This window comes from Borrelia sp. A-FGy1 (genome assembly GCF_014084025.1).
Classification (GTDB): domain Bacteria; phylum Spirochaetota; class Spirochaetia; order Borreliales; family Borreliaceae; genus Borrelia.
Genome location: NZ_CP043682.1, coordinates 128,660 through 143,517, shown reverse-complemented (window position 1 = coordinate 143,517; position 14,858 = coordinate 128,660). Strand labels below are relative to the sequence as shown.

At 28.2% G+C, this 14,858-nt stretch carries 11 protein-coding genes; 8 read left to right on the top strand and 3 right to left on the bottom strand.

The genetic code is table 11. The features are described 5' to 3' along the window. The first annotated feature begins 3 nt into the window (after nt 1-3). Entirely contained in the window at nt 4-888 is an 885-nt protein-coding gene (locus F0310_RS00680; RefSeq protein WP_182117055.1) for a glycine betaine ABC transporter substrate-binding protein, read from the top strand. Here F0310_RS00680 and yidD read toward each other — a convergent pair. Next, on the bottom strand, nt 877-1,170 hold the full coding sequence (gene yidD / locus F0310_RS00675) for a membrane protein insertion efficiency factor YidD (protein ID WP_182117054.1): 294 nt from the start codon (nt 1,168-1,170) through the stop codon (nt 877-879). The genes F0310_RS00680 and yidD overlap by 12 nt on opposite strands. Nucleotides 1,171-1,297: 127 nt before the next feature. Between yidD and F0310_RS00670 the strand changes: the two genes are divergently transcribed. From F0310_RS00670 to F0310_RS00650, 5 genes are all read left to right on the top strand, one after another. Further along, entirely contained in the window at nt 1,298-2,536 is a 1,239-nt protein-coding gene (locus F0310_RS00670) for a TolC family protein (protein ID WP_182117684.1), read from the top strand. A gap of 18 nt (nt 2,537-2,554) precedes the next feature. Beyond that, the gene (locus tag F0310_RS00665; protein ID WP_182117053.1) at nt 2,555-3,505 is read left to right on the top strand and encodes an efflux RND transporter periplasmic adaptor subunit; all 951 of its coding nucleotides are present in this window, start codon (nt 2,555-2,557) and stop codon (nt 3,503-3,505) included. Nucleotides 3,506-3,520: 15 nt separating this feature from the next. After that, nucleotides 3,521-6,757, top strand: coding sequence for an efflux RND transporter permease subunit (locus F0310_RS00660; protein WP_182117052.1), 3,237 nt, complete (start codon nt 3,521-3,523; stop codon nt 6,755-6,757). A gap of 11 nt (nt 6,758-6,768) precedes the next feature. Beyond that, a complete protein-coding gene (locus F0310_RS00655; protein ID WP_182117051.1) occupies nt 6,769-7,062 on the top strand; it encodes a PG0541 family transporter-associated protein in 294 nt (97 codons plus the stop codon). A 200-nt stretch (nt 7,063-7,262) separates the two neighbouring features. Then, the gene (locus F0310_RS00650) at nt 7,263-9,155 is read left to right on the top strand and encodes an AMP-binding protein (protein ID WP_182117050.1); all 1,893 of its coding nucleotides are present in this window, start codon (nt 7,263-7,265) and stop codon (nt 9,153-9,155) included. 1 nt (nt 9,156) lies between these two features. Here the strand turns inward: F0310_RS00650 and F0310_RS00645 are convergent, their stop codons facing one another. Next, a complete protein-coding gene (locus F0310_RS00645) occupies nt 9,157-11,034 on the bottom strand; it encodes a penicillin-binding protein (protein WP_182117049.1) in 1,878 nt (625 codons plus the stop codon). 132 nt (nt 11,035-11,166) lie between these two features. Between F0310_RS00645 and hisS the strand changes: the two genes are divergently transcribed. Continuing rightward, nucleotides 11,167-12,537 carry a histidine--tRNA ligase gene (hisS, locus tag F0310_RS00640; RefSeq protein WP_182117048.1) on the top strand — a complete coding sequence of 457 codons (1,371 nt, stop codon included), beginning with the start codon at nt 11,167-11,169 and terminating at the stop codon, nt 12,535-12,537. A 49-nt stretch (nt 12,538-12,586) separates the two neighbouring features. Here the strand turns inward: hisS and F0310_RS00635 are convergent, their stop codons facing one another. Continuing rightward, nucleotides 12,587-13,717: a tetratricopeptide repeat protein gene (locus tag F0310_RS00635; RefSeq protein WP_182117047.1), complete on the bottom strand. Its 1,131-nt coding sequence runs from the start codon at nt 13,715-13,717 to the stop codon at nt 12,587-12,589. A 181-nt stretch (nt 13,718-13,898) separates the two neighbouring features. Here F0310_RS00635 and F0310_RS00630 point away from each other — a divergent pair, with 181 nt between their 5' ends. Then, the gene (locus F0310_RS00630) at nt 13,899-14,843 is read left to right on the top strand and encodes a tetratricopeptide repeat protein (protein ID WP_182117046.1); all 945 of its coding nucleotides are present in this window, start codon (nt 13,899-13,901) and stop codon (nt 14,841-14,843) included. The last annotated feature ends 15 nt before the right edge of the window (nt 14,844-14,858 follow it).

Genomic DNA, 14,858 nt, shown 5'->3' with positions numbered 1-14,858 from the left:
TTAATGAAAAAAAAATTATTTTTCATTATTTTAATAATTTTTATTTTTACCTTAATTTCTTGTGATAAAAATGATATTCTTGAAGATGCAAAAAAAGTCAAAATTGCGTATGTTAATTGGATAGGTGAAACAGCGTCCACTAATGTTATTAGGGTTGTTTTTGAAAGAATGGGATATAAAGTGGAAATATTTCCCGTTACAACTTCTGTTATGTATCAGTATTTGGCTTCAGGCCAGATAGATGGAATGGTATCTTCGTGGATTCCGACTGCTGATAAATTTTATTATGAAAAACTTAAAGATAGGTTTATTGATCTTGGTGCTAATTATGAGGGCACATTACAAGGATTTGTTGTGCCTAGTTATGTTACAATATCTAGCATTGCTGATCTCAAAGGTAGAGGAATTGAGTTTGGAAATAAGATAGTAGGAATAGATGCTGGGTCAGGTACTCAACTTTCTGTAGAAGAAACACTTAGGCGTTATAAATTAGATAAAGAATATGAACTTATTCCTTCAAGTGAAAGTGTAATGCTGGCAAGTTTAGAGTCTGCTATTAAAAAAAATGAGTGGATTATAGTTCCTTTGTGGAAGCCCCATTGGGCGTTTGCTAAATATGATATTAAATTTTTAGATGATCCCTTGTTATCAATGGGTGAATCTGAAAGTGTACATACTCTTGTGAGACTTAAACTTAAAGAGGATGATCCTGATGCATATTATTTATTTGATAATTTTTATTGGAATGATAATTTAGTATTGCCTTTAATAGATAAAAACTATAAAGAGCCCGGACGGGAATATGAAAATGCTGTTGAATTTATTGATAGTAATAGAGAACTTATTAAAAGTTGGGTGCCAGATAAATATAAAAATTTATTTGATTAATCTTTTCCTAAATTCTTTTAATGAACTTAATATTGGATTTTCAGTTGGTAGTGACTCATTCCCACCTTTAAATAATGAATTGCATCTTAATATTCTTAGTATGATTAAAATCATTGCGATTGCAATGTTATATTTTTTTAAGCATTTTAATGCATAATTTGAACAGCTAATTTCATATATACAACGAAATCCAATAACTTTGGAGAAAACTTTTTGATATATTATAATCAATAAGATAGCTATTAGATTAAATATTAGTAAAAATCTTTTTAAGAAGTGCATGTTTAGATTATATTATGTTATCATTCAATAAGTAATATTAAGTAATTTTTAGTTTATCTGGGATAGGTTAGTCGTGTTTTTATGCCTTAAGGGGGGGGGTAGTATTAAAAGATTAGTACTGATTTTTATTTTAGTTTCTTCATCTTATGCAGAAACTATTAAGATATCTGGTGAAGATGCTGTTCGCATGGCTTTAGACAATAATTTAGATATCAAGAATGCCAAATATAGAGAAAAGATTAAGAAATTGTATAAAGATAATTCTTGGAATGTTTTTATCCCAAGTTTAGGTGTTAATGCGGGATTGTCAAGGACACCTTCTTTTATTTTTAATGCAGGAGAAAAAGATTATTGGGGAGTAGGTATTGGAGCTTCTGCTAATCTTGTATTAAATCTATCTGTTTTTAAAAAGATTAAACTTACTATTTTTGATTATGAGAGCGCTAAGATAAATAGAGAGAAGGCTATTAAAAGTATTAGATTGGGCGTTCTTAAAATGTGCAATGAGTTGATAGCTTTAAAAATCACTTTAGAAGTTTTAGAAAGCCAATTGAAGAATAGCAAACTTAAATATGAACAAGCTAGAATTGCATATAATAATGGGCTTTTATCTGAGTTAGATTATCTTGATATTAAACTTAAATATGACAAGTCCCAACCTACTTTAGATGAGCAAATTATTAATTTTGAAAAATTAAAAGAAGAATTTAAATTATTAATAGGATTGGATATTTTGCAAGATTTTGAGATTATAGGAGAATTATCAGGCGAAATGCTAGATTTTTCTTTAATTAATGAAGTTATAGATGTAAATGAGTCGCTAGACATAAGAGCTATAAATAATTCTTATAATAGCATTCAAAAATCTCTTGATGCTATTTGGCTAGATACATTCTTGCCGAGTTTTTCTTTTAGAATTTCTTATTCCGGATCTATTCCTTTTAGCAGTAGTTCAGTTGGTTTAAAGAATGATTTTTCTGCTTCATTGGGCTTACAATATAATTTAACAGAAATGTTGCCATTTTCAGGGAACTTCACAAATATATGGGATAAAGATTTTCAATTAGAAATATTAAGAAATCAAGTTTCAAATGAAATTCGCAAGTTTAAATCTAGCATTGTATATAAGCGTAAGGATGTAAGAAGATATAAATCTATTTTAGATGCTTCGAGGATGAATTTAGAGTTGGCCAGGAAAAATTATCAAATGGCATTTGATGCCTTTAATTCAGGTGGGATAGATATTTTAAAGTTAAATGATATTGAAGTTTCTTACAAAAAAAGTGATTTGCAGTTTATAAGGGATAAGTTAAATTATGCTAATGCAGTTCTTGAATATAAAGATTTAATAAATGCCTTAGATTAATATGAATAGGGATGTTTTATGAATTCAGTTCTTAATATAGTTTTTAGTTTTCAGTACTATTTATTGTACTTAAGTATATTATTGTTTTTTTCTTGTAATAGAAATTTGAAAGAATATATAACTGAAAATAATTCTAATGAACCTTATAAATTTCCAGTTATTGCTATGAAAGTTAGAAAAGGAACCTTAAGTAATTATATTGCGTTGAATGGTGATGTAGATACCAAGGTTAAGGCAGACATATTCCCAAATATTGCAGGTAAAATAACAACTCTTAACATAAGGCTTGGGACTTATGTAAATAAAGGGCAAGTTATTGCGGAGCTTGATCCTTCTAAACCAGGGTCTCTTTATTTAAGGAGCCCAGTAAAAGCTCCAATTTCTGGATATGTTTTAGCTGTTAATAGTAAAATTGGCGAAACAGTGGGTCCTCAAACAAGTATTGCTTTAGTAGGTAGAGTAGATACAATTCAAATTAGGGCTTATGTTTCTGAAAGATATGTTTTAGATGTTAAGCCTGGCAACAGTGCAATTATTGAAATTGAATCTTATCCTGGTGAAAAATTTAAGGCAAGGATTTCAGAAGTATCCCCTGTTCTTGATTTTAAAAGTCGTTCAGCGGAAGTATATCTTGAACCTGTGAGAAATAATGAAAAAAAAATGGTTATTGGGATGTATGCAAAAGTCAAAGTTGTTACCAATCGTTTAAAAAATGTGATAAAAATTCCAAGTAGCGCTTTTGTAGAGAGAGAAGGAAAGAAGTTTATTTTTAAGATAAATGAAGATATGAGAACAGTACAGATGTTATTTCCTATAATAGGTTTTGAAGTAGATAATATTGTATCTGTGATTGATGAGATTAATGAGGATGATTTAATTGTAATTGAAGGCATGTCAGCTCTTTCTGATGGATCTTTAGTGAATGTAATAGACATTAGAGAAGGGGTTGCAATTGAAGATAATTTGTAATTCTTGGGGAAAGGTATGATAATAAAGAGGATAGTTGATAAGCCAATAACTATATTGATATTGTTTTCATTGATAACTATGATAAGCACTTATACCTTTACAAGGCTAAAAATAGATTTATTACCCACAATTGAAAATAGCGTACTTACTATTCATACAGATTACCCAGGTGCCTCTCCAAAAGAAGTTGAGGAAAGAGTGTCTAGTGTTCTTGAAAGTGGACTTGCTTCAGTAAAGAATATAGAGAAAATAGATAGCTCCTCTTCTAAGGGGGTAAGTACTATTGTTATGAAATTTTATCATGGGACTAATTTAGATTTGGCTTTAAATGAAATAAGAGATACATTTGAATCCTTAAAAGACCTTTTACCTAAAGAGGCTAGTTCACCTAAGATTATGAGATTTCGTTCAGATGATATACCAGTAGTAACTTTTGTTATTTATTCAGATAGGTCTGTTTCAGAGCTTAGAAAATATGCTGTTAGCATTATCAAACCTAAATTAGAAAGTCTTAATGGTGTTGGCTTTGTAGATGTTTTGGGGGGTAGCGATAGGAATGTTTTAATTGAAATCTCTCAAAATAAATTAGAATCATATGGACTTACTTTGTCAGAGATAGCAACAACAATTTCTACTCAGAATTTTGAAATGTCGGCTGGTAATATAATAGATAATGGGTTAGAATACTTGGCACAAGTATCTGGAAAATTTGCTTCAATGAAAGATTTGGAAAATGTGGTTGTTTCTTATAGAAGGCCGGATACTTATTCTTCGGGCAATGCTTCTATTGTTCAGATAAAGCTTAAAGACATTGCAAAGATTAAGAATACTTTTAAAGAATTAGAAAATTATATTTATTATAATGGTAAGCCTTCTGTTGTGTTGGAAGTGAAGAAGCATAGTGATGCAAATTCTATTAAAGTTTCAAATACAGTTAATACAGAAATTGATAAAATTAAGCTTTCATTACCAAAAGACATATCTTTAGAACTTGATACAGATACTTCTGAATTTATTAAGGAATCTATTTCTTCTGTAAAGGATTCAGCTTATTATGGAGCGGTTCTTGCAGTATGTATTATTTTTTTCTTCTTAAGAAGCTTTAGGGCAACAATTATTATTGGAATTTCAATACCATTGGCTTTGATTATTACATTTTGTTTAATGTATTTTGTAGATGTTTCACTAAATTTGCTAAGTCTTTCAGGGCTTGCTCTAGGTATCGGCATGCTTGTCGATTGTTCTATTGCTGTAATAGATAATATATACAAGTATAGACAGAAGGGAACAAAGCTTATTCCAGCTGCAATTCTTGGAACTCAAGAAATGATGCTTCCAATTATATCTTCAACTTTAACATCAATTTGTGTATTTGCGCCTGTTATTGTTTTTAGATCTGAATTAGGATTTATTGCCGATGTTGTTAGAGATTTTGCTTTTACTATTGTTATATCCTTAGCAGCCTCTTTATTTGTTGCAATTTTTTTAGTTCCTACTCTTGCAGCTCATTATGTTGGTCTTTATACTACCTTTCAAAAGCCTATCAAAAATAAATTTGCTAAAAGAGTTGATGATTTTTTTTATGAGATTTATTATATAGGAGAAGTATTTTATATTAAGTTACTAAAATATGTTTTGTCTCACAAAATGATTTTTTCACTTATTGTTATATTTAGTTTTGTCTTAAGTATAAGCTCATTTGTATTTTTAAATGTATCTTCTGGGCCTAGTGTGAAGTCTCCTTCGATTAGGTTTACTTTTCAGTTTCCAAATAAGGTAGACTTGGAGAGTTCAAAATTTTATGCGGATAAATTTTTAGAAATTATAGAAGATGAAATTAAGGTTTATAAGAGTTTCATTACTTATGTGTATTCAAATCAAGTGACTTTTCTTTTTAAATTACCTTCAAAGACAGAATCAGATGAAAAATATATTTTTCAAGACCCAGAAATTATTAAATATAGGATTTATGAACGCATCGATAAGCTTTATCCTAATTTGAGCACTAAGACTTCTACGGGAGGTGGTGGATTTTTTCAAGGTTCTCCTATTGATATTAGGATTATTGCTTCTGATTTTGAGTCTGCAAGAGTTTATGGAAATTTATTGGTTCATGCTTTAAAGAAAGAATTTCCTAATCTTATAAATCCTGTGCTTAATGTAAAGGAAGAAGAACTTCAAATTGATATAGAAATAGATAGAGACAAGGCTTATTCTTATGGAATTAATATGAATACTCTTTCGGTGGAAATTAAAGCCAATATTGATGGAATTTCTGCTGGAAAATATACTGAGGATGGTTTAAATTATAATATTTTACTTAGACTTGATAGGAAAGATATTACTAACTTAAAAGATTTGGATAAGATTTTTGTTAAAAATACATCAGGGATTAAAATTCCTCTCTCTTCAGTAGCTAAATTTAAGAAGACAAAAGGGGTCGGGGTTCTTTTTAGGGAAAATCAATCTTCAGTAGTACGTCTTAGTGCAGGTATTCCTCCAGGCGAAAATTTGGCTTTAATTACGTCAAGGGTGACAGATTTCGTAAATAATAAATTTCCTCAGAAAGATGGCGTGTTGTTTGATTTTAAAGGAGAGTATAATGAATTTACTAAGAATATGGAACAATTTAAAGTATTAATTTTTATGGCTATTTTACTTGTGTTTGGAATAATGGCATCACAATTTGAATCTCTTTTGAAGCCATTTATTATTTTTTTTACAATTCCATTAACTGTAGTAGGTGTTTTAGTGATTCATCTTATAACAAGAGAGGATATCTCTATTTTTACAGGTATTGGCATGCTAATGCTTGTTGGGGTTGTTGTTAATACAGGCATTGTTTTAATAGATTATATTAATTTGTTAGTTAAAAGGGGATTTAGTCTCAGGGAATCCATACTTGAAGGAAGTAGATCTAGATTTAGACCCGTTTTAATGTCTTCTTTAACATCAATAATAGGCCTTATCCCCATTGCATTTTCAGAATCTAGTGGAGGTGCTCTTGTAAAACCGATTGCTATTACTTTTATTGGCGGAATGACTGCTAGTACATTTCTTACTTTACTTTTTATTCCTATGATTTTTGAAATTTTTTCTAAAATTTCCATAAAAAATATAATCTTTTCAAAATCATTAAAATTTGCCAATAAGAATTCTTTGCATAAAAATGAGGCAAACACTTGCGTAGTTAAGAAAAATAAGGTTAATAATAATCTTAATAATTTCTTTATTGAAGAGGATGAGGATTAATAAGGGGTTTTATGTATAGGCTAGAAATAATTTCTAACTTGTCTTTAGAACATGATCTGCATGAATGTATGCAGGAGATAGAAAAATATACAGGTGAACTTATATATTATTCTAAGATATATAATGTTCATGGTAAAGGACGAAAAGGTGAAAAACGATCTAATGAAGTTTGGCCTGAGGAGAATTTTATTCTTATAATTTATACTGATAACTTAGTTGTTATGGAAAGATTAAAAGTTGTAGTAGAGATGTTAGACAAAGAGTATCCTACAGAAGGAATTAGGGTTTTTGTTTTGGGTGTTTGATATTTTTGTATTTTTCATAATTAGATTTAAAAATGATATCTTCTAGTTTTCATTAAATTTATTGAAATTTTTCTTTAAAATTGCTAATAATAATTGGTATTATTATAAGTTATAAAATATGGTTAAAAAATGGATTTGTGATTTAATAATTTAAGATGGTATAATTAGAGTATAATACCATACTTGTTAAGTGAGATTGTATGTCAATAGTAAAAACATTTTTTGAAGTTGCTGATAGGCTAGGAGGTGAAATTGCTCAGATATATAAGAGCAATAAGAGCTATTGTAGGGTTACTTATAAAGATTTAAAAAATGATGTTTTAAAATTTGCGTCATTCTTACAAGAGATGAATTTAAGTAGTCAAGATAAGGTATTTATTTGCTCTGAGAATAGAATGGAATGGACTGTTATAGATTTTTCAATTTTATCTTTAGGAGCTGTAGATGTGCCCAAAGGAGCTGATGTTACTCTTTTTGAAGCTGAGGTGATTATTAATTCTATTCTACCTAATATAGTAATAGTTGAAAATTTGAATCTTCTTAATTTAATTATTCAAGTTAAGTTTAAGATAAATCCTATAATAATTGTTATTGATGATTTATCAGATAGAGATAGAGATAGATTTAGTGGTTTTAAAATCTACTCTTATAAGGAATGTATTTCAATTGGAGATAAATCAAGGAGAGACGAGGATATTATTAAAGCTTTAGATAGTATTGATATTAATGATATGGCAACTATAATATACACTTCTGGTACTACAGGAACTCCTAAAGGAGTGATGCTTTCTCACTCAAATTTCCTTTATCAGGTATCTAGTTTTAGCAATATGATTAATACTTGCGAAGGACAAATATTTATGTGTATTTTACCAATTTGGCATTCATTTCAGAGGTCATTTTCTTATAATATTTTTCTTAAAGGAATGACTTGTTTATTTTCAAGTATTGTGCCTAGGAATATGCTTGATGATATTAAAAGTATTAATCCTCATTATATTGCTGCTGTGCCTAGACTTTGGATTGCAATAAGACAAAATATTTACAAGGAAGTTGCAAAGAAATCATTTTTGTCAAAGTTATTATTTAAGTTTTTTGTTAGTGTAGCTTGTTTTAATGATATATGTTATCGTACAATTTTAGGATTGTATCCTGATAATGGATTTAATTTGTTAATACCTGTGAGAAAAATACTAGGAATATTGGGTTTTATTGCTTTATTCCCTCTTAAAATTGTGGGTAATTTAATTATCTTTAAAAAGATAAAGAAAGTTTTAGGTAATAATTTTGTTGTAGGAATTACTGGCGGTGGTAGTATGTCTTTGTCTGTTGTTAGGTTTTTTAATTCAATTGGGATTGAGCTTGCTAATGCTTATGGATTGACAGAAGCATCTCCTGGTATTGCCTCTAATGAACATAGGAAAACAATACTTGGAACTTGTGGTAAGATATTGCCTGGAACTATTGCTGAGATTAGAGATGATGATGGTAATAAACTTAAAAAACCAGGAAAGGGTATTTTATTTGTTAAGGGACCTCAAATTATGCTTGGATATTATAAAGATGATAAGTCTACAAGACAAGTTATTGGTTCTGATGGTTTTTTAAATACGGGAGATATTGTCAAATTATCGAAGGATGATGTTGTTCAAGTTATTGGAAGAGAAAAAGATACTATTGTTTTAAATAATGGAGAGAATATTGAACCTGCTCCAATTGAGGTTAAGTTAGAAGAGTCTTTATTAATAGAAAAAGCTGTTGTTGTGGGTCAAGATCAAAAATTTTTGGGAGCATTAATTCTTCCTAATTTTGAAGAAATAAATAAATACTTAGAAAGTATGGGACAGAAGATTCTTGATTATGATAATAGACGTCAAATTATTGCTAATAATTTTGTACTTAAGGCTATTAATGACGAGATAAAAAAGCTTATTAATAAAGCTAATGGATTTAAACCTTTTGAACAGATATTAAAATTTACTCTTTTAGAAAAGCCATTTGAGGTAGGTAAAGAAGTATCAATTAAGATGGATGTTAAGCGTAACTATATTTTAAATTTTTACAGGAATGAGATAAAGAATTTATTTTCTTAGATTATTTGAGACTTATTTCAAGATTATCTATATCTTCTATTTTTGTGTTAGGAGGGTGAGATTGTTTGTACACAAAACCATTTCCTTGTATCTTTATTTTTATATTTGTATAATTTTTTAAAATTTTCATTAAATCTCTTTTAGAGATTCCTATAAGGTTTGGTAAGTATTCTGTTTTTTCATACTTTATTATGTGTCTTGGTAAGCTAATTTTTGAGGGAGATTTAATTTTGTTGTATTTATCTTTGTTATTGCGATATTCAATTAATTCTATTATTTCTTTGGCCATTGGAGCAGCAATCCTTGTTCCATATATTATCTTTTTAGGATATCTATATACAATATATATGATATATTGTGGTTTTTCTGTTGGATATATTACTAATATTGAAGATGTATAATCTTCTTCTGAATATTTTCCTGTGGTTTGATCAATGACTTGTGAAGTTCCACTTTTTGCTGAGATGCTTAGATTTTTTATCTTAAGTTTTGGTATCCCGCCTTTATTTACGACTTCTCTCATCATTTTTAAAACTTCTTTTGCTGTATGAGCAGAGATTACTTTTCTCTTTTCTTCTTTTTGAAATTCTTTAATTGTGTCTTCCATTTCGTTGCTGATTTTTTTTATGATTTTGGGTTTTATCATAATTCCATTATTGCTTAGTGTACTAGCAGCTTGCAGGATTTGAATAGCTGATACTCCTATTTCTTGCCCAAATCCGATTGTAGGCTTACTTCTTCCTGACCATTTTGAGTAATGTTTTAAAAGTCCTTTTGTTTCCCCAGGAAAAGGAAATCCAACTTTTTCTCCAAATCCAAACTCAATAAGCTTTCTATAAAAATATTCATTACTTACTTTATCTGTAATATGGGCTATTCCTACATTTGAAGAATGAATTAAAATTCCGCTAGAATCAATGTAATCATAGGGAGGATTTAATGTTTTTATTGTAATCACTTCCCCTGATTTAAATTTTTTTTGATATATGCCATTATCTAAAAATTTTTCATTTAATTTTAGTTTCCCACTATCTAATATAATTGCAACTGTAAAAATTTTATTAATACTTCCAGGTTCATAAGTTAAAGAAGAAGCAAAATTATTCCATATATTTCTAGGATATTTTGAATAACAATTGGCATCATATTGTGGAAATTGAAGCATAGAGAGAATATCTCCATTTTGAGCGTCCATTACCATAGCAATCATACTTTCAGGGTTGTTTTCCTTAAAATATTTTTTAGCTATTTGATTTATGCTTCTTTGTAAATCTATGTCTATTGTCAGATATATGTTGCTTATACTTAAATGTTCATTTATGGAGTGTTGTCTAGTGAGATCTTCATTTAGTGTGCTATTTAGAGATAATTCAAGCCCATTAAGTCCAATGTTGTCAGTTCCTACAAATCCTGTAATATTACTTGTTAGTTCTCGGAAAGGATAAATTCTTTTGTAGTCTGGATAAAGGGTGACTTCTTTTAATCTTCCTTCTGATTGAATTCTTTTAATTAAATCGGATTCTTCTCTTGCTACTTTTCTTTTTATGTACATAAATCCTTTTTTTTCGGATAATTCTTTTTTAAGTACATTAGGTTCAATTTTAAGAATTGCACCAAGAGTTTCTGACATATTTACAATATCTTTTATTTTATTTATGTCCGCTCCTACTGAGTATGATTTTGATGAAAATGCTATTACTTTTCCATTTCTATCATAAATATTTCCTCTTTTTGAAGAATTGTTTATATTTTGAGAGAAATAAATAGTGTTTTTTAAAGACATTAGGATAAAGTATTTATAAATGGGTAGTATTGTTATTATTAAGAAGATTATAAGAACTATATTTAATCTTAATTTGCTAGTTGAGTTTTTAGACATTAAGTACTGTGAGCAACTCCTTGCATATACCAAACATTTAAATTGTTAAGAACTTAATATTAAGTTTTTCTTGTATTTATAATATTATATTATGAAAAGATTAAATTTGAAATTGATAGAGGTTTAAATATAGTGGATGTTAGGACTTTGAAAGGTTTTAAGGATTATATGCCAAAGGAAGCTTTAATACGTACTCATGTAATAAAGCAAATATATAGTGTTCTTATGTCATATAATTTTGATTTAATAGACACCCCTGTTCTTGAATATTCTGAGTTACTTTTTAAAAAAGGTGGAGATGAAGTAGAAAAACAGACATATAGATTTAAAGATAATGGAGATAGAGATGTTTCTATGCGTTTTGACTTAACGGTGCCTTTTGCAAGATTTATTACTACCAATAGGGCTAAGATTAAATTTCCTTTTAAAAGATTTCAGATAGGAAAAGTATTTAGAGGTGAAAATACTCAGAAGGGCAGATATAGGGAATTTATGCAATTTGATTTTGATATAGTAGGTGAGAATACTTTTCAGAGTGATTCTGAAATTTTATCTATTGTTTATTGTGGGCTGGAAGAGATTTTTTTAAATTTTATAGAAGGTATTGATAGAAAGTTTATTATACATTTTTCTCATATTGGAATATTGAATTCTTATATTTATAAGTTAGGATTAAGAGATAAAAGTATCTTTATTTTAAGAAATGTGGATAAATTGGATAAAATTGGAATAGAAAACGTTAAGAAAAATTTACTTGCAGAGCTAAGTGAAGAACATGTTAATTTAATATTAGGATTTATAAATTTGAAAGGAACCTTTTGGGACAAATTAGAGGCTTTGAAAGGTATTTTAGGATATAATGATGATATTAAAAGAATTGAGAATATTTTTGTACATCTTAGTTCGTTAGGAATTCAAGATTCTTTTAATTTTAATCTCAAAATAGTACGTGGACTTGATTATTATACTGGACTTGTATTTGAAGCTGAGATGCTGGGGATTAATATGGGAAGTATTTGTAGTGGTGGAAGATATGATAATTTAATTTCATCATTTTCTAGTTCTTTACAAAAGGTGTCGGGTGTTGGAGGTTCTTTTGGTATTGACAGAATTAAAGATATAATTGAAAATGAGAGATTTAATTATATCAAATTATTTGTTACTAAAGCTAGCTCTAGAGTATTAATTGTTAATATAGAGAGTAGTTTAGAGAATTATTATTATAAGCTAGCGGATAGATTTAGAAGGCATGATTATTCTAAGGTAAATAATATTGCCTGTGAGGTATATCCAAAGAGTAAAGAAGGTAAAAATATTAAGGAGCAGATTGAATATGCTCTTAATAAGGATATAAGGTTTTTAGTTTTTATTGGCCAAGAAGAATATAGAGAAGATAAGATGAGAATTAGAGATTTGACTAAAAAAGAGGAGTTATTGCTGTCTTTCAGTGAGGCTATAAAAATTATTAAGGGGAATGATAAATTTTTATACACACCTTTTTAATTTAAAAGAACTTAACTCTGTTTTAATAAAGAAGATTATAAAAAGACAACTAGTTTTTTGCTTTCTCTATAGTGCGAATAGTAATTGCATTTAAAGTGAGCTCATTTTTGGTATAGTCTATCTGTCCAAGAATTTCAACTGAGTCTTTAAAATCAATATCAATATCAAAAGTTGTTTTTGTTGTAATAATACCTTCAAGAGCATTTTTATTATACCCTACATAAAAGTCAAAATAAATTATATTATCTTTTTTTTCAATATTGTTTACAATTCCTTCCCATTTTACATATGCATTTGAATAAATTAACGGAGTTTTTTTAATTTTTTTTAAATCCAAATAATCGTCAAAAGTAATAAAATCTGGTCTTGAGATAAAGCTAGCAAGATTTTTGGCTTTTAGTTTAATTGATTCTGATGCATTTGAGTTTAGTATTTTGTTTATTTCAATTCTTGCAAAATTGTCTTTATTTTCTTTTAGGTGATTTTTTATTTTTTGAAATGAATTTTTAATTTCAGTTTCAGTTAGTATGAATACAAATTGTCCTTCGTTGTTTTCTATCTTTTCTTTATCATTTATTTTAATATCATCGATATATGCTGTTATATTGTTAATAGTTTTTTTATTTTTTGATTTTGATCTAAATTGCAATATGCTTTCTTCTTTAAAATTTATAAATAAAAATATTGCTAAAATTAAAGAAATAAGGCTCCCTGCTGTTAATAATATTTTTATTGATTTAAATAGGGTTTTCCCTGTTTTTATTTTTATTTCTGGAAAAAGTTTGTCATATGTTTTTTTTTTGTTAAAAAATAATGTACCTTGGATTGGATTCTTTCTAATGGTTTCTAAGGAGAGCTCTGACCGTTTTGTCTCTTGATTTTCTTCTATCATTTTAAGCCATATCCTTATTGCCTTATCTTCTTTGCCTTGAGCTACTAATAGTATTGCAATTGATTGTTTAATATCTGGTTCTGTTGGATTTAATGTATATGCCTTCTTTAGATATGCTTGAGCGTTTGCTAAATTGCCCATTTTAAGGTAAGACATTCCTAAAATGTAATGATAAAAATAGTAATTTTTGTATAAGAAAATTTCCTTTTCTAAAAGCTTGATTACTTCTGAATATTTATGAGAGTTATAATAGTGAATAGATTTATTAATAATTTTATTAGGTTTCATAAAACAGAAGTTACCCTCATAATTTTATTTTGAAGATCATTATATATAGATTTTATCTTAAAAAAATAATAAATAAAATATTGCGTTTTGTTTAAAAAGGCAGATTTGACTAAAGGTTGATTAATGATATAATTTACATAAGTTCTTTTGGGATTTATGTAAATTATAAAGTGGTAGGAATGTGTCATCAGAAAAAATCACGGAATTAATTAAGGATATTTACTTAAACTTCAGAAAAGGTGACTTTAAGGTGGCTTTGATGAAATCGGAAGAAGCACATTCTCTTGATTTTGATAATATTGAAATTTTAACAGCTTTAAAAAGCTCTGTATATTGGAATGGTCAAGTTGAAAGTCTTGATAGGATAGGTAAAGATTATGAAAAAGCTGAATTTTTAATAAGGGAATGGAATAATTTTGCAAGAAGATATTTAAAAAAAATGAATTTTGATTTTGTTCAAGGGCGTAATTCAATTAAATATTTTGTATTTCATTTGTGTTTAGAGATATATAGTAATGCATATAAGTTGCAACCAGAAAACTTAGATATTTTAATAAAGATTGCCAAATCTTACAAAGGGATGGGCAATTATGAAAAAGCTATAGCCGTTTTTTTACAGATATTAGGAGATGCTAAAGAAAATCCAGATGTAGTAGCTGAGCTTGCTGATTCTTATGCTCTCATTGATGAAATTAAGGAAGCTAAAGTATTATTTAGAGAAGCTTTTTTTATTAATCCTCAAAAGATAGATATAGATTCACTTGAGTCTGAAATGATACTTAAATTGATAGAAGCCATTAAAGGTGAGAGAAATGTATCTGATACTCTTATTAAGGAGTGGATACCTGTTTACGGGACATTGAATGGTGTTTTTAATATAAAGAGAGAATTGAGACCTATTGAGCTTGGACATTTAAAGCAATCTGTATATAGTTTACGCAATGAGCTTAAAGCAAAATCATATAGATCAATAAATGAGAGCATATTGCTTCCAAGGCTTATTAATAAGTATTTTTGGCTTATTGACCATTATGTTAGGATAAAAGAAGATCGGGCTCGAATTGATGAAATTTTATCTTATATTAAAGAAATAGATATAGGAATATATCAGCAATATGTAAATTAGGTTTAATAAAATTGA